The following is a 22,524-nucleotide window of genomic DNA, read 5'->3' on the forward strand; positions in this document are numbered from 1 at the left end:
TTAAGTGTGTAATCTCTGCGTTCGATTGACAGAGCATTTTTAAGTCATTTTCTCAACAAGGGTCTAATAAGGCGTTTTACATTTCAAGCCATTGTATGGCCTGTGATAGTTGTAAAACGCCTCCCATTCAGCCAATTTGGCTTCTAAATCTACATCCTCTTATAGTTCAGTAATGGGTAAAACTCTTGCTTGTCGGTTATTGGTAAGATGGAAACGCTCAAATTTCCCATTTAAATTGGTGCAGGCAGATCTGATATACACGAGTTCAAGCTCCAAATACTCACGATGCCAATGGAATTTAGATTGAAATTCGTGACCATTATCTGTACAGATTATTTTGATTCTGAAAGGGAATTTTTTTACGATATAATTAACCTGAGGTTTGCTTAAGAAGGGAACTAAGTGCCTGAGGCACGATCAAAGTTTTTATCAAAGAAAACAAAATCGTGGAGATCCTCAGGCCTGTTTAATTTAGAAGAACTTTACTGCTGCGTCGATGATTTTTGCCAAAAATTTATTCCTCTCTGGCATCAACAGTTAATTGAAAATGACTTGTTCAAACATTGCCGCGAAGCTTCCCTTTCTCTCAGTGAAGTCATGACGATACTCATTTTATTCCACACGAGCCATTATCATGATTTTAAAACGTTTTATATTCAGCATGTTAAACACTATCTTCAAGCCGATTTTCCCCAGTTGGTCAGCTACACCCGGATGTTAACCTTGAAGCAAAGGGCGCTCTCATTCCTCTCTGTGCTTTTCTTTCGTCACGCAAGGCTGAAACCCAGGGGATCGCTTTTATTGATTCAACCCAAATTGCTGTTTGCCACAATCTCCGTATTCCCCGTCATCGCGTATTTCAGGGCGTCGCACAGCGAGGGAAAACGAGTACTGGCTGATGTGATGGACGTCCCCTTTTTCAGCGGTAAAGAGTGTCATTTTTTTCCGATACACTGAATTTTGGGAGAACATCTCATGAATATGATCAAAGTGGTGGGGATTGACCTCGCTAAAAACGTTTTTCAAGTTTGTGTCTGGATGGAAGACGGGTCTATTGCTTCGAATCGAAAAATTCCCCGACAAAAATTTCTTGATACCATACGGACTTTTCCACCTGAAACGCTCATAGCTATGGAAGCCTGTGCTACTTCTCATTATTGGGGCCGGACGTTACAATCTATGGGCTATCATGTCCGGATTATTCCCACCCAGCATGTAAAAGCTTTCAGCCATCATCAAAAAAACGATGCTAATGATGCGCTGGCTATCTGTGAAACGGCTGTCGACCCGGTCTCCATTTTGTTCCCATCAAAACCGTAGAACAGCAAGATATCAAAGCACTGCGCAGTGCCCGGCAGCTCATGGTGGAACAGCGTACCGCCCTTGCTAATCAAATCAGGGCCTTTCTCGCTGAACAGGGAATCATTGTGCCGGTGGGTATTCAGAAACTCCAACAGCACCTGCCTGATATTCTGGAGGAAGGCGATAACCCCCTGTCTTGTGTGTTGCGCCGTTTATTGCATACGCTGTGGGAAGATCTGCGGGATTTAAACGTCAGCATTCATGAAATGGATAACGAAATTATGGCACTGTCCCGTCAGCAACCAGGGTATGGGCACTTGCTGACTATTCCCGGTGTCGGTCCCCTTATTGCGGCGGCTTTCGTGAGTGACGTCAACGCATCCCAATTTGCTAATGGCCGGCAACTATCAGCCTGGTGTGGTTTGGTTCCCCAGCAACACAGTTCGGGCGGGAAAAGCCGTCTCTCTTCCCTGAACAAACAGGGCAACCGTCATCTCCGAACGTTAATTATTCATGGTGCCCGCGCGATGATGCAGGGCGTACAAAAACGGGATGACCCTTTAGGCGAGTGGCTAAGAACGTTGATTACCCGATGTGGCGCCATGAAAGCTGTGGTTGCTTTAGCTAACAAGCTGACCCGAATTATTTGGCGCATTCTGACGGATGAGGTTGATTTTAATATGAAAAAAGCTTTTGCTATCCATTAATTGAATGAAGTAAATCGAAACAGACGCTTTAACCGAGTTTGCAAACACTGATGAAAAAACGGCTATCGACCCTGCAATAACCTGAGTAAAACCCAGGTAGTCACATACCGATGCTGGATGATAAGGAAACAGGGTGCGGATGACATCATGGCGCAGGCAAATAAGTCCTTTATGACGCCGGATATATGGTAGCAAACCGTATCGATTCAATGCTTGCACAACCGGGGGCGTCCATATATGGTTTTATGGCTTTAAACTTCATCGGGTTATCAATGATTGTGGTGAACTTCTGGCAGTGAAGTTGACCTCAGGAAATAAGTATGATCGCCATCCCGTCAAAGCGCTGGTACAAGGGTTAACCGGATGTTTATATGGCGATAAAGGATATTTGTCGCAGGCTTTGTGCGATGAACTGGAAGCAGAAGGAATAACGTTAATCACTCATGTCCGTAATGACATGAAGGCAAAAGAATCATCTCTCTGGGATAAGCTGATGTTAAGAAGGCGATTTTTGATAGAAACGGTCATGGATCAGCTTAAAAATATTTCTCAAATAGCGCATTCAAGACACCGCAGTCAGCTCGGTTTTTTATTGGAAATCGTCGCTGGCCTAATTGCTTATACATTCTAACCTAAAAAACCGAGCTTGAATTTACGGGATTGTGATATCGCTATTTTTAAACGAAGCTGAGGTTAATTAATCCGAATTCTGTTTAAGCCGTCACTGAAAAATCGTCTTCCGAACAAAAAACTTTCAGTGATGGCTTCTTCCATTTAAGACAATAAGCAATCAAACCGCTTAAAACAGTCAACATAAATCCTTTTATACTTCGGTGGTGAGAATGCTCTATTGGAGAAAAGGTTTTTAATTGCCCATTAATCGGTTGAGTAGACCGCGGGAACTGCCCCCGCAGCTTCTCGCAGAACGGTACGTGAGCCTCTCGACTCATACCGCTCCCATCAAGCAAACGTGCCTGTCATTCCTGCCCGCCAATGGGCAAACAACCCCTGATGCTGCTTTGCAATCCTTTGAAGCAGTTTTGAAGCCTGGGTTTTATGCCTCTCAATGCCTTGTACTTTCGTCTGGCCCAGCGCACTAATGCTTTGTTGAGTTACCTGAATACCTTATACCCGACATTCCGCACCCAATTCAGGAATAAAAAGACTCATACAATTGACCCAATATTTTCAACAGGTCACTTTGGTACGGTTGTATACCCGTTACCCTTCGATTCTCTTGAAATTCGAAGGTATTAATCCCTTCAAAGGTTAAAAATACCCAACGGGCGGTGGGCGATTGTGTCTGCCGGTTTTTCATATCCGGGTAAAATGCCGCATTTTCATTTTGTTTCAATCCGCTGCGAATTTTATGTTCCAGCGCAGCATAAACCATTAAACTGCACGTCATCACCATCAATAAAGCTTCGATGCGTTCCGATTTTTTCAGATACATGGAAGAGGTCAGGAACTCCGGGCTTTTCAGAAACCGGAAGCCCCGCCCAACCTTTTGCTGGGCTTTGTAATTGGCCAGCAAAGTTTCCATATCAAGGGCTTCCTCGTCCATGTCGTTGGTGGCGAGAATAAACATCCCCACCTGGAGTCTGGCATCGGTGGCTTTATCCAGCTGGCTGTAAGCCCGGCCCGATAGCTGATAATGAATCTGAGCGCGTTGATTTTTTGCCGGACGTCCACACCCCTGATAAGTCACGATTTCCTTCGCCTCCGGAGCATCAGCAGCGAGAAACTGGCAGACGGATTCAAAATCACGCAGGGCATGTAACGCATCCTCCTTGCAGGCAAACGCTTTTTTGCACAATTTTTCAAACAATTTCAGCTCTTTTTCCGTTAATTTCAGGGTGTTTTTCGCGAAAACCTGTGCTTCACGTTGCGCGGCAGCCGTACTGCTGAGCAGTAACCAGTGTTGCGGAACCCCGCCATAATGGGATTCAATCCAGCATCCCGCGTAACCTTCGGTAAAAGGCTGTAGCTGGCGGGTACTCACGTTCCACAGCTGCTGTTTAGCTTCCTTAACCGTTAACGGTACGCGGGTAATAAGGCGTTGTTTTTATTGATGAAGAGAAGATATTGTCGCTTCACTATACAGCGCGGCGTCCGCGACAAAATAGCGGCTGTTTTGCGCCGCTTTCAGACAACTAATATGGTGTTTTGTGACTTCTGCGAACGCTTTGGCATCGTTGGTATTCCCACTCACCGCCTGCATGTAAACCGGTATCCCCGCCTGATTTTCACAAATCAGCTCAAGGATAACCTGATTGAGGTCGGGCCGGTGGTCACGACTGTAACCCCGCGTCAGTTCAATGCGCTGAGTCTCCTCATCGGGCGATGACTTGTACTCCCCATCCACGTGGAAACTCGTGATATCAAGATGCACAGAATCCGATTTTATTCCTAATTTATCAATAACCTGCTCAGCAAGCACCTGATAAACCTCCGATACGCCAGCCTCATATAAAGCATCCAGTGTACGGCCGAGGACATCGTCATTGAGATGTTCTGCGTCAATACCGGGACCCATCAAGCGTTCAATAGGCTTATGCCTGAAAAACCCGGAAAACATATGGAGTGTCCGGCTGTGAAATCCCAGCCCGTTGAGGCTCATCGCGAGAAACAGTATGCTCTGCGTATTTTGGGATAATGGCATCAATCATACGGGGTAATCCGGCTTCATGACAGAAAGCGGCGATAAGTCCCAGGTGATCAAGACGTTTAATGACAGGCTCAGGTATGAACATAGTGACTTTCCGGCAAATAAAAGTAATAGATCAACCATCCACTTATCATGGGATTTAGCCAGTTTGCCATCTGTGTTAAGTTCAGTTCTGTCCGCATTCGGATCTTCAACTTGCGAATTTTGAATCTCATGGCCTTTTGCGCCGTTTTGCTGACTGCTGGCGTAAAACTCACAAACAGGCTGCTCCTTTTGCGGTTTTTCACCAATCTTGGCCTGAATGTGTATCCAAGGAAATCGAAACTGATGTGTTCATACCGGCCTTTTCGGTCCCCATCCTTGCAGTAGGCAATCCGGGTTTTGTCCGGGTGCAGTTCCAGTCCACACTCACTGAAACGTCGTTCCAGTATTTTCCGTATTTCTCTGGCCTGAGCTTCATTCTGACAGTGAACCAGACGTCGAGTCACCCGAGGGAACCTCCCCCTCAGGTGCTCACGGAATCGGACGTGAACCTCTCAGCTCATCCGGCTCTTCTCATTGAAGCCCGCCCCCATAGTACTGAGGGATCCCCACAAATCGGCGCTAATAAACCAGCACCATATTGCGGTAGACCCTTGTTAAGTGGTTAAGAGCATCATTCAGTGATATTCGCTTTAAAATCAGTGGGGAGTGTCGTAAGACATTCTCCGCTAACGTCAGATATGAGATGACCCGCCGTGATTTGATACTGTTGGCCTGATATCTCAAATGTAATCCCTTATTCTCCGCGTGATAACCAATAAGCCACAGGACGATTGTGCTCAGTGTTGCCAGTAGGCTCAGTACCCACATTCTACCCGCAGAGCGACTATGGCTGGCACGAAGACCAAATCCGAAACGCTCACTTTTTTCATCGCGGAAGTTTTGCTCTATCTGCATGCGACGACTGTATAACTTGATGATCTCCCGTGGCTTTAAATCGTCTGTACTACTGAAAATAAGCCAAGCTTCTTTTGCTGACTGCCGATACTCGTTGTCTGTTTTAGTATACATTGGCCTGCCTTTTGAACGTTGACTTTTCCGCCCTTTAGGTAATTTCTTGTATGTATAAAAATGACCATTAATACGGTTTTTCTTTTCTTTGACCAACGTTCCCGCCCCCATGTATTTCGGCGTTATTGTCCCAGGACAGTCAGAGATTTTCAGCCATATTTCAGGACTATCTGCCAGGTGAAATTGAACGTTATTCCTGATACGCCCAATAAAATCCCAGCCCAATGAGGCAATATGTCGAAACCATGGACTCTGAAATCCTGCGTCTGTGACGATGATGACTCTGGCATCGGAAGAGACGGCTTTAACGAGGGAATCAAGAAACTGATTTTGTATCAAGGTGTTATTTTGTTTTTCCGAGGATACAACCCAACTCAATAACGGAATTGCCCGACCGGCGCAAAGGAGGCTGGCACGAAGCACATGATACTCCTGCGATGGATAACCACTCCAGTCCACAGAAATAACGCAAAGAGGCAACTGGCGAGTTGTCATGGCGGTAATATTATTAAAAATCTCAGGAATATCGTTGTGAAGAGATGTATTTCCTAATAGGCGATCAACCCTTTTTATCTTGTTTTTGACCTGAGCCGGTCCGGGCAGAAAACGTTCGATACTGGTCAGCGTCAGAGATGCCCCATTGATTAACGCCGTTGTTGCATCAAGCAGAGCTTGTTGCCGATATTTGTGAAACGGAGCTAAAACGTCCTGGAAAAAGTTCTGGCATACTTTATGTACAGACATAACGGTGATCTCATTGAATTATGGAAAGAACCAGTAGATCACATCATGCTATGACTGTCTCATTTTTCTGGGGATCCCTCAGCCCCATAGTAGCGGCCAGTGGGCAAACAACTTCGTTTCCTTCCACACCACCCTCGCCAGCCAGTGGCTGGCACGTCGTCGATGGCCATGGAGACGCTTATGTTTGCGGGTCAGCCATAACACGAGTTTGCGATCGATCTGCCTCAGCGTTGGGTACAGTGCCGACTTATAAAATTATCCTGAGAGCTCCCACAATAACGGCAAGTCTTACTGACATTATTGCCTTCTTGAGCATGAGCCAATATTTTGAGCTTTCTTCTAGTCTCCTGTTCTTCTTTACTTGTTCATATTAACCTCAACTAATACCTGTTAAATATATATAAAACTGTCAGTCGAGGTCTGAAAAGTCACAAATGAAGAATACAATTGTATATGTACTCTTCATTTAATTGTTAGAGTTTAGCTAAATCTATTATACCTACTTTCAGTCCCAGGCCAATCATATCGTGGATCATAATCAAAACTTCCTGTATTACCGCCTCCTGATGGTACGGTAGAGCCAGCTGCTACCCCTATAGCGCCTATAGCAGCTCCAATGGCAACACCAGCAGGCCCTCCAGGTATCCCAGCTATAGCACCAGCAATAGCAGCAACACCTGCGGCATTACCTACCGATGCTGGAGCTCCCCCGCCTCCTGATACTAATTCAATTTCTTTAAAATCAAGTATTTTCATGCTAAATGTCCTCCATTACTATGTTATTCTAATTTTGGAATATAAATCTTTATCATTTGATAGTAAACAAAAATTTTAATATTGATCTAAACCCGAAAAAGGACATTACGGCAAGTATAATATCCGCAATGTTGTTGTTGTTTATGAATGATACTGAGGAAAGATATGTAACTATTATTGTTGCTAGTAGGCTAAGGATATTATAAATGGCAGATTTAAAATTGTATTTCATTGTCTTTTTTCCTTATTTTATTATATAAATAATTGCAGAGGCTATCATGCTCTCACGCGGGAATAGTCTACTTTACATAGATTATTTCAAATTTCATCAACGTTAAGTAATTTCATGTTTAACCACAATGAACTCAAGTGACTGCTCCCTATCCCCTATCGAGGCTGTCGCAAAAGGTCGGCATTTCTTTTAAGAGTGAAAATAAGCCCACAGAGATTTATCGCCTGTTATTAATACTGACAGCCCATAATAGCTAAAAATCACCCATAATATCAGGGCAACTGCCCTTGATAAGTTATATTCCATGGCACACAAGGTCAATTCCACTATAACTGCTGATAAGCCTCTACTCCGAAAACACATCCGTCCCTAGATACCGCATAATGCAGAAAACACCAGCTCTACAATCACCTTCTTTGACTCAGACCTGGTCATACGTGTACGGAGTTTATACCGCGCTTCGTCCTTCGGGCATTGTTTGATTTTTCTGCCATTTTTACCTACGTACATTTTTCTTTTTTCTTGCAATCAGCACAAGTCCGGTATAGACCCAATGCCCACAGCTCTTTTCGGAAGGTTTTACTGCACTAACATGACGTAATCGGTCATTGGCTGGGCAGATATAAAGGTCTTTTTCCTCGTGATAAATAAACTGCGATTTTGGGGAGATTTTTCCTAGACTCTGGTACCCATTGTCTTCAGGGCAGAACAACAGAATTTGATATTTTTCAGTCCCAGAAATAACCTCGTCATGAAAACAACCCGTATCCAGTAAAAGGGGTTTGGGATACCCCTCTGATAGCCGATAATGTTGAACCAGTCAATCCACTATAATCCGTGTTTTATTGGAAGGATCTGCGGTCTGAGCAACAATAACTCGGGCCTGACTGACTAAAACTGAAGGTTTATACGCACTGGAAAATCCCCGATCCTGCTTGAGTCGCTGAACCATGGCCTCCTACTCTGTCGGGTTGATACATCATTGACTGGCTGCTTTTCCTTCTTTTTCACGATTTTTTTGTCGAATTTGTAGGAAAACAGCAGACTGCTCCAATTGTTTTATTTTATCTTCTTTTTGTGATTGCCGAGAGCAATAGCCAAGTCTTTTTTTCTCGCAAAATCGCTTCCTGAGTCAGGAGATGATAATGAAAACACGCCGCTTCTATCACTGTTCCATCACCCGCAAGACATGAGACACTGGATTGACCGTGATATAACACGGATGAAGCTAACTCCTCAAAAAACCAATCCATCAGCGTGAATTGATGTTGATAGATGAAACGTCCGTGTCTGGCGTGATCAAATGTGATGCCATGACTCACAAAGATACATCCCAAATCCAGAGGTACCAACCGTTCAAATCTTCGAAGAGAACGGATCCCTCTCATAATTCCATAAAGCAGGATCCCCATCATGAAACACAGGGAATCGGGGCTCTGCCTGATGAGACGTAATTACGTTCGAAAGGTACCCAATCCTACTACTCATCAAGCATATCAGAAACAATAAATGCAATGCGTTCCCAGAATTATTTCAGGTAGTAGGGTTTCTCAGTACAGGTTGGTTGGTGCTGAGCGGTGACAAACTGACGACCGGTGTGAACGGAAAGCATCAGTTGTCGTAGGAATTCGTAAGAATGTAGTTATAGAGGATCTGAGCTTGGAATAGGAACCCAGATCTTAACTAAGTAAGGGATAACTTTCGTGACAGACTCGCATTGGTCGGAGTTTAAGGCAGATTTTCCTAAAACAAACAGTTATTTTTTCCATTGATAATTTTTATTTCACCATGCGTTAATTGTTAAAATAATGAATAACGCCTTATTTTAATTGGTAATCCAGATGAAAATAAAAAATTATATTATTTAAGTGTGAATAAAGTCTGTTTTTTTAAATACTCAATAGAATAAATAACTTTTTATATTTAATGAAATGCATAATTTAGGATCATGCAAAAACACAATTGTAATTATTTATTTACACTAAGTGTAACCTTAATTTGACATAAATAAATTAATCCTTTAGCCTGCCTTTCCATAATGATTTCAATCAGTTCAGAAACTAGGGGAAAGCGTGAAGAATCGTACTCTTGGCAGTATTTTTATCGTAGCGGGCACGACAATTGGCGCAGGAATGCTGGCGATGCCGCTGGCAGCAGCCGGTGTCGGTTTTGGAACAACCTTTGTGATGTTAGTCGCTCTTTGGGTTTTGATGAGCTATACCGCTTTATTGCTGGTGGAAGTTTATCAATACAGCCCGGCTGATACGGGTCTGGGAACGCTGGCAAAACGTTATCTTGGTCGAGGAGGCCAATGGCTCACCGGTTTCAGTATGCTCTTCCTCATGTATGCCCTGACAACCGCTTATATCAGTGGTGCCGGTGAGTTGCTGTCAGACAGCCTCTCTTCATGGCTGGGTAAACCCATATCTGTTTCATTTGGCGTACTGATTTTCACCCTTGTCGCAGGTTGTGTTGTCACTATCGGTACTCAATCTGTCGATATGATTAACCGCCTGCTATTTACTGCAAAAATCATTTTCCTGGTTATTATGCTGACCGTCATGATGCCCCACATCAAAAGTACTAACTTGATGTCAATGCCTTTGGAACAAGGTTTGGTATTATCGGCTATTCCCGTGGTATTCACCTCTTTTGGTTTTCACGGCAGTGTGCCAAGTATCGTGAATTATATGGGAGGCGATACCCGTAAGTTACGCAAAATATTTGTTATCGGCAGTGCTATCCCGCTGACTGCCTATATTTTATGGCAATTAGCCACTCTGGGCGCTATCTCTTCTCATACTTTTGTCGGGATCTTAGCGGAGCAATCAGGGCTGAATGGGCTGTTAAAAGCGGTGAGAGAGGTTGTCGCGACGCCTCGTGTAGAGCTTGCTGTCCGTCTGTTTGCCGATTTGGCATTGGCAACCTCATTTCTTGGCGTTTCCTTAGGTTTGTTTGATTACATGGCAGATCTGTTCAAACGCCGTAATAACGCGACAGGCCGCCTGCAAACCGGCATCATTACTTTTGTTCCACCACTACTTTGCTCCTTGTACTATCCAAACTTTGTTATGGCGTTAACTTTCGCCGCGGTAGCACTGTCCATTCTCGCCTTGTTACTGCCTTCCATGCTGGCATGGCGCAGCCGTCAAATTGAGCAAAAAGCCTATCGGGTAAAAGGCGGAAAACCCGCTTTGGTTCTGATATTTCTTTGCGGAATTACGGTCATTGCCATCCAAATAGGTATTGTCAGTGGTTTACTGCCAGAAGTGGGTTAATTAGCAGTCGAAACTGTCCGCATCAGAAATGGTGCGGACAACACGCAAAAAGTAAATTAGAAATTCAAACCGGCACCGATATAAAATCCATCAGCCAATTTGTTATCTCTATTCCCCTCTTTCCCTCTCATGTTCATAACCCGATAACCAGCATCCACCGTCAACGGCTTAAATACGGTAAAACGTAAGCCACCCACAGCCTCAACATAAGAATCAATACCCGAAGTTAATCTGGATGGCGCGCCGTAAGCTTCACCGTACAGAGCTAAAGAGGGCATAACAGTCCAACTCAACCCCACACCCGCTGCTAATGCCTCACCATTTTTCCCATCTTTAGGGGATAAATAGAGAGCCTTACCGCCAATGCTGGCCGTCAATGGGCCGACAGGCAGGCTAAATGCGGTTCCCAAACTTCCCAACTGCCCGTTATGATCACTGCGTGCCCAGTTGCCATTGAAAGATAACCCGGCACTGTTATCACCAATTGCCGCAGAAGTGTTGGTGAAATGACGACCAACCTGAACATTCACGGAAATCGCATTCGCAGACTCAGCCATGAACAACAAACTGGTTGCTACCGCAGCAAGATAAATCTTCATTACATTTCCTCTTTATTTACTTAATGTTACACATCTTACGCAAATACAGCTAAACCGATAGACAACAAAAAGAAATGAATCATCTATACTTACTAAATATGTGTGAATTCTTCATTTCATGTACTTAATAATTAGCTATATAAATAATTTCGTATTAAATAGTAAATCAGAAAATAATAAATAAATTATAAAAAAACACAATATTTGCATTTCGCCATTTGACCAGAACATTTTTCTTAATCAGCGATTCCGCTGTTTTTTTTCATGTAAAACAGGAGAAGTGTGATGAAAAAGAGAGGACTTACAACGAATGCTGGCGCCCCTGTCGTTGACAACAATAATGTCATGACTGCGGGTCAACGTGGTCCTATGTTGTTACAAGATGTTTGGTTCTTAGAAAAGCTTGCCCATTTTGATCGTGAAGTGATCCCAGAACGCCGTATGCATGCCAAAGGTTCTGGTGCTCATGGCATTTTTGTGGTGACTCACGATATTACTAAATACACCCGAGCTAAGATTTTTTCTGAAATAGGCAAAAAAACCGAGATGTTTGCCCGTTTCTCAACCGTCGCCGGTGAGCGCGGCGCAGCAGATGCTGAACGTGACATTCGTGGTTTTGCGCTTAAGTTCTATACTGAAGAAGGTAACTGGGATTTAGTCGGCAATAACACCCCTATATTCTATCTTCGCGATCCACTGAAGTTCCCAGATCTTAACCATGTTGTTAAACGCGATCCCCACACTAATTTACGTAATCCTGCCTATAAATGGGATTTCTTCTCTCATCAACCTGAAACACTGCACCAATTAACCATTGATTTCAGTGATCGTGGCGTACCTAAATCTTTCCGTCATATGCACGGTTTTGGTAGCCATGCTTTCAGCTTTATCAACGCAGATAATGAACGTTTCTGGGTGAAATTCCATTTCCGCTGTCAGCAAGGCATTAAAAATCTGATGGACGAAGAGGCAGAAGCGCTGGTAGGTAAAGATCGTGAAAGTTCTCAACGTGACTTGTTTACAGCAATTGAACAAGGAGATTATCCACGCTGGAAATTAAAAGTCCAAATCATGCCAGAGAAAGAAGCTAATCTGTTACCGTACAACCCATTTGATTTGACCAAAGTATGGCCTCACGGCGATTACCCAATGATTGATGTCGGTTATTTCGAGCTAAACCGTAACCCTGATAACTATTTCTCAGATGTTGAACAGGCTGCTTTCAACCCCGCTAATGTCGTGCCAGGCATCAGTTTCTCCCCTGATAAGATGTTACAAGGCCGTCTGTTCTCTTATGGTGATGCTCAGCGTTACCGTCTTGGCGTTAACCACCATCAAATTCCGGTCAATACCCCTCGCTGTCCGTTCCATAATTACCACCGTGATGGGGCAATGCGTGTCGATGGCAACAGTGGAAACACGGTGACTTATGAACCAAACAATGCAGGATTGTTCCAGGAACAACCTGAATTCAAACATCCATCATTGTCTTTAGAAGGAGACGCCGACCACTGGAACCATCGTCAAGATGAAGATTATTTCAGCCAGCCTCGTAAACTGTTTATGTTGATAAACAGTAAAGAACACCAACGTATGTTTGATCGTATCGCCAGTGAACTGTCACACGCACATGAAGATACTCAACGTCGTCAGGTTGAGCTATTTAGAAAAGTTCACCCTGAATATGGCGCCGGTGTTGAAAACGCGCTGAAAAAAATGAAAGGATAATGTCTAACAACACAGTTTTTTAACCATCTCTGCCCATTATTACACGATAAATAATGGGCAGTACGAAAACAAATCAAAATAACTCAATATAAACTTGGCAAATCCAACACCCACTTCTTAATTTGCTGACGGGAAATTTTAACGCCGTTATTTTTAAATTGTTGAGGCAACAGATAGTAAGCTACCGGACGCTGGAAAGAAGCCAGTTTACCAATCAACCATTCAGGTAATGTATCAATAACCTCAGATAAATTACTGTCTATCACCGCGACAGGGCGATAACCAAATTCAGAATCGGGGACGGGAACAATAAAGTTTTGTGCAACCTGCGGATGGGTGTTAATCACCCGTTCAATATCCTCCGGCTGAATCCCTTCTCCACCACTGAAAAATTGATTATCCATCCGACCAAGGATACGCAACTCACCATTTTGTATCACTCCTCGATCACGGGTATGAAACCAACCATCACTATCAGTCAATGGCTGTAATTTTCCATCCAGCCAATATCCATTGGCAAGACTGCCAGAACGAATCTGAATTTCCTCATTTATCAGCCGAATTTCTTTGCCCGGTAAGGGATTACCGACACCGGGAAAATCATCTGCCCGTTTAATGCATACTGTTGAAGCCAATTCGGTCAAACCATAACTACACCAACAACGAATACCTTGCTGCTCCGCCCTTTGAGTCAATTCAATGGGGATCATTGATCCCCCCAACAGAACTTCTTTCAAATTCAGTGACTGATTTTGTGACTGCTCCAGTAGTCGCCAAAGCTGCGTCGGAACCAATGATGCGTGAGTATAATCCGCTAAAGCGTGATCCAACAGATTGCTATTTCCTAGCACCAAGGAGGCCCCTTGCATTAACCAGCGCCAAATGATCCCCTGGCCCGATACATGAAACAACGGCAATGAGAGCAGCCAGCTATCTTGCTGCTGAAAATTGATTGCTGAAAGTACATCTTGCGCACTGGCAAGATGAGCATAAATCGAGTGAACAGCCGCTTTAGGCAATCCAGAAGAGCCAGAGGTCAGTATCATACTGACCGGGCGCATAGCATCCCATGCCACTGAATTATCATCAGAATTTAATGGTTCACTTTGCCAATCGAGGGATCTGGCATCCACCACAGGCAAGTTGTCACCACAAAAATCAGCCACAAAATCGATATTCAAATGCGGCAGTAATTCAGCCAAGAGCATTTCAGGCAATTGAGGATTCAGTGGCAATACCCGCGCACCACACTGTAGCGCCGCAAGATAACAAAACAACATCTCTTCGCTGTTCTTTCCTCGCAGCATTACGCCACTACCTTCAACTACCCCCTGTTGGCGAAAATTGGCCGCTATGGTATCCAAAGAGATAACTAATTGATGCCAGGTTAGGGAACGATCACACAACTTAACAGCAATATTTTCAGGGCTAAACGATGCCCAGTAGCGCCACGGCCACTGGGAAAATGGATTTAACTGCGCCATGCGATTTCTAACTCGTCCAATCTTGTTACTGGCATCGTGCTGCCCGGCCAACGGCGCACCAACTGAGACTGAATCAATTCCAGCGTATCCAGTCCAGGAATAGTCGCTGGCGTCAGCCAATGAGCAATACGGGCAAGCTGAGTCAAACCGAAGCTGGTTTCAATACTGGAGCTGATCACCGCCTCTAATCCAGCATTGTGCGCGGCTGAAATCAACTGACAGCAACGGGAAAGGCTTCCTATCAAAGTGGGTTTAATCACAATAGCAGTCACCCCTGCTTGTGCCTCTACCTCAAAACCTTCATCACGAACGCTTTCATCCCATGCAATGGCGATCCCTGTATCACGGGCAAAAGAGAGCGATTCTCCCGGGGTTTGACAAGGTTCTTCCAAAAAGGCAATTCGGTGGCGGTAATCAGGATTGACATACTTAGCGAAACTGTCCGCTTTAGCACGGCTCCAACTGCGGTTAGCATCCAGCCGCAAAGACAAATCCGGCACCGCTTCCAGCAAAACGTTAACGACCATGCCATCACGTACAGCTTCATACAGCCCGATTTTCACTTTGGCAACTTTTTGACCACTCATGTTACTGAGACGAACAATCAGTTCATCAGGATCGCCATTACACAGTGGCGCTTTCCGGTAGTCAGCCTCTTCCGGTAATTTACCCTGCAATTCAGCTAATGCGCAGCTAATCCCAAATGCGACAGAAGGTAATTTACTTTCATCAGGTTCAGCGCCAAGGCGCCACTGTTTAAGCCATGTCACCGCGGCTTCACCGGCCTGTTCAACCGTTTCTTTGCTGAATTCCGGTAGTGGTGCAATTTCACCCCATCCCTGTTGACCATGTTCCTGTAAGTGAACCAAAAAACCATCACGAGTTTTAAGCCGCTGATATCGCAGGATAACTCCTGCCTCCATTGGCAATCTGAACCGGTATAAAGTTGCAGTACGCATTATGGGTTACGTTTAAATTTACTGAAATCAGGCTGGCGTTTCTCAACAAATGCATTACGTCCCTCCTGGCCTTCTTCTGTCATATAGAAAAGCATGGTGGCGTTACCTGCCAGCTCCTGCAATCCAGATTGGCCATCACAATCCGCATTTAGAGCCGCTTTTAAGCAACGCAGAGCCATCGGGCTATTTTTCAGCATTTCACGACACCAGCGAACGGTCTCTTTTTCCAGATCCGCATAAGGCACAACTGTATTAACCAACCCCATTTCCAACGCTTGTTTAGCATCATATTGACGACACAAGAACCAGATTTCGCGGGCTTTTTTCTGACCAACAATTCGAGCCATATAAGATGCCCCCCAACCGCCGTCAAAAGAACCCACTTTAGGCCCAGTCTGACCGAAAATAGCGTTGTCAGCAGCAATAGTCAGATCGCACACCAAATGCAGTACATGACCACCACCAATCGCATATCCAGCAACCATAGCAACGACAGGTTTTGGACAAGTGCGAATCTGGCGCTGGAAATCCAAGACATTCAGATGATGCATGCCGTTGTCATCTTTATAACCACCATGATCGCCACGGACTTTTTGATCACCACCAGCACAAAAAGCTTTTTCACCCATCCCCGTCAGGATAATCACACCGATATTGTCATCATAACGGGCATCATCCAGCGCCTGCATCATCTCTTTAACCGTCAATGGCCGGAACGCATTACGTACTTGCGGGCGATTAATGGTGATTTTAGCCATACCATCGGTGGATTTGTGATAAAAAATATCTTCAAACCCGTCGGAGCAATCCTGCCATATGATTGGGGAATAAAGTTCTTCTTCGCTCGGGTAAATCATATTCGTATTCCTTATTAAAGAGTGATAAAAAATGGTTTACTACCGTGGCAAACACCTCTGCATTCGCCCGGTGAGCATTATGCCCAACACCTGGAATAGTTTGCAGCGGCAAAGTGCAATGTTTTGCCAATTGCTGAAATTTCTTATCATTTTCACCACACAGATAAACAAAAGGTAACTTCAATTGTTGCAGTACCGGGACTAACCAGGGTTGAAATCCAAGTGAAGTACTTTCCAGCATATTAGCTACACCATTGCCATTATTATGACGGCGTACTTTGATCAGTTGCTGACGCTGTTCAGGCAATAGATCAGAAAAAACCGGCTGCTGATACCAATCAGATAAAACCTGTTCAATCGGCTGAGAACGAAAACGTCCGGCCCAATTTCTATCGTGTTCGAGACGATTATTCCGATCCTGTTGGGAAAATAACCCAGGATTTCCTCCTTCAATCAGTAACCCGCATAATCCCCGAATATCACCATAACAGGCATGATACATAGCAATACGGCCCCCTAAGGAGTAGCCAATCAGCCAGTATTGACTAATTCGCTGTTCTGCTAATGTTTCAGATAAAAGGCAACTCATATCCATAAGATCTTTTACCTGCATGTCAGTGGAATCACCGTGACCGGGCAGATCGATGACCAATGAGGGATATTGAGCACACAGATTCACTAACGGCAACCATTCATCACCACAGCCCAATAATCCATGCAACCACACCAGCCAAGGGCGGTCGTTGTAACCGTTGAACTTGCGACAAGCCAGACTCACAACATTGCCGCCTGTTTTAACAGTTGTTGCAAACATTCAGCCCCTTCTTTCTCCGGTACTTTTAGCTCAATCAGTGTGGTTTCATTTTGTTGCCATGCCTGCTCAATATTTTGTTGTAACTCCATCCAACTTTGTGGGCTGGTATATTTCAAGCCGAACATCGCCGCAGCATGCTCAAAATTAACCTGCTGAGGCATACAGTAAAAACGTTGTCTCGCTTCTTCCGGGGTTGGTAGTAAAGAGAAAATCTGTCCGCCGTTATTATTTACCACTATTAACACGATTGGTGAGGAAGGATGACGCAACAGTGCCAAACTATTGAGATCATAAAGCGCCGATAAATCACCGATGACAACCAAAGTGGGTTTTGCTGTCGCCCGTTGCACACCCGCCGCAGTGGAGATTAATCCATCAATGCCGCTAGCGCCCCGATTACTGTAAACTGGATACCCTGCCGGTAGTTGCCCCAATGCATCTATCAAACGAATAATCAGACTGTTACCGACAAACAACTGCCCCCGTTCAGGCAGTAATTCACGCAATCGATAGGCCACCGTTGCTTCACCGAATTTCCCTGCCAACTCTGTTCTGACGCAGTTAACCGCTTTTTCTGACCAGACAATAAGCTCTTCTGCCCACGGTGTATGCGATTGTGCCCACGGTACACGCGACTGTACGGGATGAGCCAGTAACCAGTCAGCAATATGGCAGGTCAATTTTTTGCCACGATGATTGGTAGGATCAAGCCGGCCTGGCATCGGATCAATAATCCAAAACTCCTGCGGCTGGCATTTCGCCTGCCACTGTAACAAACGTTTCCCTACCAGACTGAAACCAAACTGCACTACCAGTTGCGCCTGCGCTAAGATCTTCTGCACATGAGGATTATCCAGCCATAAATCGGCACAAGGCAATGGCTGCCCAGTTTGTGAAAGCACATTGCCAATCAGCGGCCAGCCCAATGCTTTTGCCCATTTAGCAACGTTAACTCCCTCTTCGGCACTCATTCGACCAGCCAATACAACGCCTTTTTTCTGTTGCCAATAGTTCCAATCCGGCACTTCTGCCACAACATTAGCGACTGGCTGGCTCAACCAAGGTTCGTTACTCTTCCACCACTCGCCTAACTGCTGCTGCCACTCCTCATAAGTAGGCTCTTCATTACCATATAATGGTTCAGCAAATGGGCAATTAATATGCAAGGCCCCATGCCGCAAATTCGCCATATTGTGATCTATGACAGAAACCAACCAACTTGCCGGTATATCTACAGTCGGTCTTGGCAAAGAGATTGTTTGGCATGGGTGAGAAGCAAAAATACCATTCTGACGAATAGCCTGATTCGCGCCACAGTCCATCAATTCTGGCGGTCGATCAGCCGTAAGGAAAACCACTCGTTCACCCGTTAAACTGGCCTCAATTAATGAAGGATAGAGATTCGCCACTGCGGTTCCAGAAGTAACGACAACGGCAACCGGCTCTCTGCTTGCTTTGGATAATCCCAGTGCCAGATGCCCTAATCCACGTTCGTCAAAATGAGTATGACAAATCAGTTTGTTATTTGCTGCGGCAGCTATTGTCAAAGGCGTGGAACGTGAACCGGGTGCAATGCAAACATGACGTAATCCATGACGGGTAAGTGCTTCCAATAAAAGTTCCGCCCAGCGGCGGTTAAATGCGCTGTTTGACATAGTTTACTCAGAGAATTTCTATAAAAGCTGACTATTAGCCTAACGGCACAAATAATTATTTCTTTATCCTAGTTCAATGAATTGCCATTTAATCGGAGATTGTTTTCATTAACCACCTTTCAGTAAAGTGCGCAGCCCAGCAGCTTTATTTTCTATTTCTATCCACTCTTGTTGTGGATCAGAACCCATCACAATCCCGGCACCAGCATACAGTGAAAGTAAATTGTCGTTAATTTCTGCGCAACGTAGGGAAACCGCAAATTCACTCTGTTCACAGGAAAGATATCCTGCGGAACCCGCATACCAGTCACGATTGAATGGTTCGCTATCACGAATAAAATCACGTGCCGTTTCACGAGGTAATCCAGCAACAGCCGCCGTTGGTTGTAAACGATGCAAACAATCACTATCACGGGCATTCTTTAATTTTCCCTGAATCCGGCGGCGTAAATGCTGGACTTTTCGCAAACGAATCACATCTGGCGGAGCCACATCGACAGAAACCACAGCTCCTTGAAGACGCTGGCAAATATCATCAACAACCAGCAAATTTTCATGCTGATTTTTTTTATCACTTAGCAGCCATTGCCCCAATTTTTCGGCTTGCTGAGCATCATCAGAATTGGCAACCGTCCCCGCCAGCGCTTCTGTATAAAGCTGAGTCTGCTTACGGTAGTAAAGCCGTTCTGGTGAAGACGCCAAAAATGCCTCGTGCCGATTAAAAGCCAGCATAAAATGATAACAACGGTGATTTATCTGGCGACTCGCTGCCATAAACTGTGCAGCCGCTAAAGATTCACTCAGTATTAGTTGCGTCTTACGCGCCATCACTACCTTTTCCATCTTACGATGGGTGATAGTGTCCAAAGCCTGCTCAATCAAGTCACACCATTGAGCACGCTCTGGCACATTTTCCGCGTTCACGACCACCGCTTGTAATGCAGAGAATTCCCGGTGCGGAACTAACTGTTGCAAAAATTCCTGTGCATTTCTTACATCCTGTCGGCCAGCTATATTTAAATACAACCAGCTTTCGTCACGACAGCGGCGTAATTCGATACGAGGTAAAAACAGATAACCCGCTTCTCCTACTTCGGATTGCGTAATACGAGCGGGTTGAATCCGATCCCAGGCATTCAGCCCCCAAATCCGTATCTGTGGAAACTGACTGTTTCTGTGTAAAAAGTTTTCGGCTAAAGCGATATCACTGAAAAGATGGATTTGCCCACAAGCAGCGACCTCTTCATGGCCCTCTCTATGATGCCAATAGAACTGCGGATAATGAGACTGAACTGCCAGCCATTCCAGCCAGTAGGTGCTGCAACCTGCTGGCAGAGGAAATGAAATCTGTTGAATACCAATTTCGCTAACTTGTTCATTATTCAGTGTTTTACATATATCAGCGACAACATTAGCAATTCGATTCACCACTTCTGCCCCAAAAGACGTGATAAAAAGTAGGATTATACGGAGCATTAATAATAATTAAAGCCCTGATTATTTATGTAACTATGATTGTTCGATTCCGTTAGCGGAATGCTATTATCTCAATACTTAAACAGGCTAAATCAGAAGTTTTGTCCTTCAGATAACGAATACCAAGTTCATGAGTATGATCAATTTTCACGATGCAATTTATAAAAAACGACTCTTTTATTTACTACGAAAAATCTACTAAATAAATAGCGTTATTATAAACAAAGAAATAAATACTTATTCTTCAAAAAATCATATCTTATTTTCACAACAACCAAATAGAACTATTCAAAAATCTCATTGCTTGTTAATTTGAATTATCATATAAACAATTAATACTTTAATTAAAATATAGAACTAAAAATAACAAAAACCTTTGTTCAATGACATTAAAAAATAGATTACGATTCCATCTATTTTTTTAAACATGCCATAAATGACAAATTAAAAAACATCTAACTTATTCTTTATAAAAATACCATATTATCCACCTTTTAAATCAATAAGGTAAAAACCATATAATCCCATACCAAAAAATTAACACAACCAATTGTTTTAAAACAAATTTTAAAAAAACAATATCAAAGCAACTTATATTTACCATCTTAACATCAATTAAAAAATGAAATTTCAAACCATATAAAAAAGAGAAATAAAAAATCATTATTACATTTAATGATTAAAATAATAAAAATTCATATTATTTAATTCCATATATTAGATATACAAAAACCATAAATAATTTTATTTAAGATTAATTGCAATGCAAAAAATTATTTAATAAAACTCATGAATAAAACTATTTTTTCAACAATTACTCGCGGAAATATATGTATTTTTAATTCAGATTATTCAATAAAAAACACAACGTTAATTTAACAATATGAGTATTATGACGTTCGGTTGTGCCTTGATGTATTTAATAATTTTTCAATAAAGCAAGAACCATTAATGGAGAAATATATGTTATTAGCTCAACTTCCAGCGGAAAAAACACTGAACGAAACAGATATTCCCTCGGCTACCTTGCAATTACTGACTGGTAAACAAGAAGGTGTTGCCCGCCCCGGAGGAATATTTACTAAAGAAGACCTGATTAATATCAAATTGTATGTTAAGAAAGGTTTATCACTCCCTTTCAATCTTGAGGAAGTAAAGAGCTACTTGGGTTATCAAAAGATCGATATCGCCGGATTAAAACCAGAAGATATTCACTCCTTGTTTGAAGAAATCCGCACTCACTCGTTTAGCTGGAGCGATGTGGAAAACGATATTCTGCAACAGAGCATGGACCTAGAAGTTGTTGGCAAACAAATCACCGAAACGGGTGAGAATATCATTAGTATCATTAATGAAATGCCAATTATCACACGCATAAAGAGGAGATTAGGAGGGATATCGAATAGACAACTCGCCGAGATCACCTATACCCATGAAGATAGAGAAGTCTCATCTGTTCTGGGGGAAATCCTTGACACTATGAAAAATGATATTACGAAACAGCGGGAGAAAACTGAAAAGGTCAAAACCGAAGTATCTGATTTCAAGCTAAAACTCATTGGTGGCAGATTGTCAAACGGCAGTATCGCTCTGGGTTTACAACCACAAGTTGAAAATAAGCGCAAGCTGATGAGAGACAATAAGATGTCGGTCAGCATCGGAGATCTGGACGATAAAATCACTGAGAAAAAAGAAGAAATTACTCAACTCAAGAAAGACTACGATAGATTCGTAGGCTTGGCTTTCTCCGGTATCGCAGGAGGGTTGATCGGCCTCGCTATTACTGGCGGCATCTTTGGTTCCAGAGCTGAGGAAGTGCGAAAACGAAAAAATATGCTGATCGAAGAAGTACGCAGCCTGGAAGAGAGTATCAAAGGTAAACGCGCACTACAAAAATCTATTACTAATTTATCTCTTGATTTTAGCGACATTGATACCCGTTTGTTGGATGCAGAAGTGGCTCTGAACCATTTGGATTACATGTGGCAATCCATGCTGACCCAAATCAGCGCTTCTAAAGACAAATTCACCCAAATTAATGATGCACTGAATCTGACCTCTTTTATCACTAAATTCCAGCAAGTCATAAACCCTTGGAAAGAGGTGGAAGGTTCCGCTAGACAATTAGTCAAAGTTTTCGATGAAGCATTGAAAGAATACAAACATCGCTATAACTAATCGTTCCCCGTATTACATAGGACTATAGAAAAAA

The 22,524-nt window shown here is 43.6% G+C and carries 16 protein-coding genes and 5 pseudogenes; 6 read left to right on the top strand and 15 right to left on the bottom strand.

Features of this window, described 5'->3' with window-relative positions:
• Nucleotides 1-63 precede the first annotated feature (63 nt).
• Nucleotides 64-372, bottom strand: a pseudogene (locus tag EAE90_RS24695) (integrase core domain-containing protein); the annotation flags it as partial.
• Nucleotides 373-462: 90 nt separating this feature from the next.
• Between EAE90_RS24695 and EAE90_RS24700 the strand changes: the two are divergent.
• The 3 genes and pseudogenes from EAE90_RS24700 to EAE90_RS12760 all read left to right on the top strand — a co-directional run.
• A pseudogene (locus EAE90_RS24700) lies at nt 463-896 on the top strand (transposase); the annotation flags it as partial.
• A gap of 79 nt (nt 897-975) precedes the next feature.
• Nucleotides 976-2,009, top strand: a pseudogene (locus EAE90_RS12755) (IS110 family RNA-guided transposase).
• Nucleotides 2,010-2,190: 181 nt separating this feature from the next.
• Nucleotides 2,191-2,640 carry an IS982 family transposase gene (locus EAE90_RS12760; RefSeq protein ID WP_339921399.1) on the top strand — a complete coding sequence of 150 codons (450 nt, stop codon included), beginning with the start codon at nt 2,191-2,193 and terminating at the stop codon, nt 2,638-2,640.
• A gap of 82 nt (nt 2,641-2,722) precedes the next feature.
• Here the strand turns inward: EAE90_RS12760 and EAE90_RS12765 are convergent.
• The 7 genes and pseudogenes from EAE90_RS12765 to EAE90_RS12790 all read right to left on the bottom strand — a co-directional run.
• Nucleotides 2,723-2,896: pseudogene (locus EAE90_RS12765) on the bottom strand (IS982 family transposase); the annotation flags it as partial.
• A 263-nt stretch (nt 2,897-3,159) separates the two neighbouring features.
• Nucleotides 3,160-4,762: pseudogene (locus tag EAE90_RS12770) on the bottom strand (IS1634 family transposase).
• Nucleotides 4,749-5,165 carry a group II intron maturase-specific domain-containing protein gene (locus EAE90_RS24480; RefSeq protein WP_246550677.1) on the bottom strand — a complete coding sequence of 139 codons (417 nt, stop codon included), beginning with the start codon at nt 5,163-5,165 and terminating at the stop codon, nt 4,749-4,751. The pseudogene EAE90_RS12770 and the gene EAE90_RS24480 overlap by 14 nt, the downstream one beginning before the upstream one ends.
• Before the next feature lie 115 nt (nt 5,166-5,280).
• On the bottom strand, nt 5,281-6,474 hold the full coding sequence (locus tag EAE90_RS12780) for an IS4 family transposase (RefSeq protein WP_214053810.1): 1,194 nt from the start codon (nt 6,472-6,474) through the stop codon (nt 5,281-5,283).
• A gap of 480 nt (nt 6,475-6,954) precedes the next feature.
• The gene (locus tag EAE90_RS12785) at nt 6,955-7,230 is read right to left on the bottom strand and encodes a hypothetical protein (protein WP_214053811.1); all 276 of its coding nucleotides are present in this window, start codon (nt 7,228-7,230) and stop codon (nt 6,955-6,957) included.
• A 1,052-nt stretch (nt 7,231-8,282) separates the two neighbouring features.
• A complete protein-coding gene (locus EAE90_RS24285; RefSeq protein WP_281422338.1) occupies nt 8,283-8,414 on the bottom strand; it encodes a hypothetical protein in 132 nt (43 codons plus the stop codon).
• A gap of 112 nt (nt 8,415-8,526) precedes the next feature.
• Complete coding sequence (locus EAE90_RS12790; RefSeq protein ID WP_214053812.1) at nt 8,527-8,784, bottom strand: hypothetical protein; 258 nt, start codon at nt 8,782-8,784, stop codon at nt 8,527-8,529.
• Nucleotides 8,785-9,534: 750 nt separating this feature from the next.
• Here EAE90_RS12790 and tyrP point away from each other — a divergent pair.
• Nucleotides 9,535-10,740: a tyrosine transporter TyrP gene (gene tyrP / locus EAE90_RS12795; protein WP_214053813.1), complete on the top strand. Its 1,206-nt coding sequence runs from the start codon at nt 9,535-9,537 to the stop codon at nt 10,738-10,740.
• Nucleotides 10,741-10,796: 56 nt separating this feature from the next.
• Here the strand turns inward: tyrP and EAE90_RS12800 are convergent, their stop codons facing one another.
• Nucleotides 10,797-11,339 (bottom strand): YfaZ family outer membrane protein, encoded by a 543-nt coding sequence (locus tag EAE90_RS12800; RefSeq protein ID WP_214053814.1) that lies wholly within the window; start codon nt 11,337-11,339, stop codon nt 10,797-10,799.
• Nucleotides 11,340-11,624: 285 nt separating this feature from the next.
• Between EAE90_RS12800 and EAE90_RS12805 the strand changes: the two genes are divergently transcribed.
• Nucleotides 11,625-13,067, top strand: coding sequence for a catalase (locus EAE90_RS12805; protein WP_214053815.1), 1,443 nt, complete (start codon nt 11,625-11,627; stop codon nt 13,065-13,067).
• An 83-nt stretch (nt 13,068-13,150) separates the two neighbouring features.
• Here EAE90_RS12805 and menE read toward each other — a convergent pair whose 3' ends face one another.
• The 6 genes from menE to menF form a co-directional block, all read right to left on the bottom strand.
• Entirely contained in the window at nt 13,151-14,551 is a 1,401-nt protein-coding gene (gene menE, locus EAE90_RS12810) for an o-succinylbenzoate--CoA ligase (RefSeq protein ID WP_214053816.1), read from the bottom strand.
• Nucleotides 14,539-15,510 carry an o-succinylbenzoate synthase gene (gene menC / locus EAE90_RS12815; RefSeq protein WP_214053817.1) on the bottom strand — a complete coding sequence of 324 codons (972 nt, stop codon included), beginning with the start codon at nt 15,508-15,510 and terminating at the stop codon, nt 14,539-14,541. Before menC ends, menE begins: the two co-directional genes overlap by 13 nt.
• Entirely contained in the window at nt 15,510-16,367 is an 858-nt protein-coding gene (gene menB, locus EAE90_RS12820) for a 1,4-dihydroxy-2-naphthoyl-CoA synthase (RefSeq protein ID WP_036783069.1), read from the bottom strand. The genes menC and menB overlap by 1 nt, the downstream gene beginning before the upstream one ends.
• The gene (gene menH / locus EAE90_RS12825; protein ID WP_246550679.1) at nt 16,300-17,181 is read right to left on the bottom strand and encodes a 2-succinyl-6-hydroxy-2,4-cyclohexadiene-1-carboxylate synthase; all 882 of its coding nucleotides are present in this window, start codon (nt 17,179-17,181) and stop codon (nt 16,300-16,302) included. The genes menB and menH overlap by 68 nt, the downstream gene beginning before the upstream one ends.
• On the bottom strand, nt 17,142-18,836 hold the full coding sequence (gene menD / locus EAE90_RS12830) for a 2-succinyl-5-enolpyruvyl-6-hydroxy-3-cyclohexene-1-carboxylic-acid synthase (protein ID WP_214053818.1): 1,695 nt from the start codon (nt 18,834-18,836) through the stop codon (nt 17,142-17,144). Before menD ends, menH begins: the two co-directional genes overlap by 40 nt.
• 108 nt (nt 18,837-18,944) lie before the next feature.
• Nucleotides 18,945-20,264: an isochorismate synthase MenF gene (gene menF / locus EAE90_RS12835; RefSeq protein ID WP_214053819.1), complete on the bottom strand. Its 1,320-nt coding sequence runs from the start codon at nt 20,262-20,264 to the stop codon at nt 18,945-18,947.
• 999 nt (nt 20,265-21,263) lie between these two features.
• Here menF and EAE90_RS12840 point away from each other — a divergent pair.
• Complete coding sequence (locus EAE90_RS12840; RefSeq protein WP_214053820.1) at nt 21,264-22,490, top strand: alpha-xenorhabdolysin family binary toxin subunit A; 1,227 nt, start codon at nt 21,264-21,266, stop codon at nt 22,488-22,490.
• The last annotated feature ends 34 nt before the right edge of the window (nt 22,491-22,524 follow it).

Origin of the sequence: Photorhabdus caribbeanensis, assembly GCF_018448885.1 — a bacterium.
GTDB classification, from domain to species: domain Bacteria; phylum Pseudomonadota; class Gammaproteobacteria; order Enterobacterales; family Enterobacteriaceae; genus Photorhabdus; species Photorhabdus caribbeanensis.

Bases quoted from the DNA above. Each gene is read 5' to 3' on its own strand.
- EAE90_RS12805 (WP_214053815.1), top strand. From the start codon at position 11,625: ATGAAAAAGAGAGGACTTACAACGAATGCTGGCGCCCCTGTCGTTGAC.
- EAE90_RS24285 (WP_281422338.1), bottom strand. From the start codon at position 8,414: ATGGTTCAGCGACTCAAGCAGGATCGGGGATTTTCCAGTGCGTATAAA.
- EAE90_RS12800 (WP_214053814.1), bottom strand. From the start codon at position 11,339: ATGAAGATTTATCTTGCTGCGGTAGCAACCAGTTTGTTGTTCATGGCT.
- menB (WP_036783069.1), bottom strand. From the start codon at position 16,367: ATGATTTACCCGAGCGAAGAAGAACTTTATTCCCCAATCATATGGCAG.
- EAE90_RS12840 (WP_214053820.1), top strand. From the start codon at position 21,264: ATGGAGAAATATATGTTATTAGCTCAACTTCCAGCGGAAAAAACACTG.
- menD (WP_214053818.1), bottom strand. From the start codon at position 18,836: ATGTCAAACAGCGCATTTAACCGCCGCTGGGCGGAACTTTTATTGGAA.
- EAE90_RS12785 (WP_214053811.1), bottom strand. From the start codon at position 7,230: ATGAAAATACTTGATTTTAAAGAAATTGAATTAGTATCAGGAGGCGGG.
- menH (WP_246550679.1), bottom strand. From the start codon at position 17,181: ATGTTTGCAACAACTGTTAAAACAGGCGGCAATGTTGTGAGTCTGGCT.
- EAE90_RS12780 (WP_214053810.1), bottom strand. From the start codon at position 6,474: ATGTCTGTACATAAAGTATGCCAGAACTTTTTCCAGGACGTTTTAGCT.
- menC (WP_214053817.1), bottom strand. From the start codon at position 15,510: ATGCGTACTGCAACTTTATACCGGTTCAGATTGCCAATGGAGGCAGGA.
- menE (WP_214053816.1), bottom strand. From the start codon at position 14,551: ATGGCGCAGTTAAATCCATTTTCCCAGTGGCCGTGGCGCTACTGGGCA.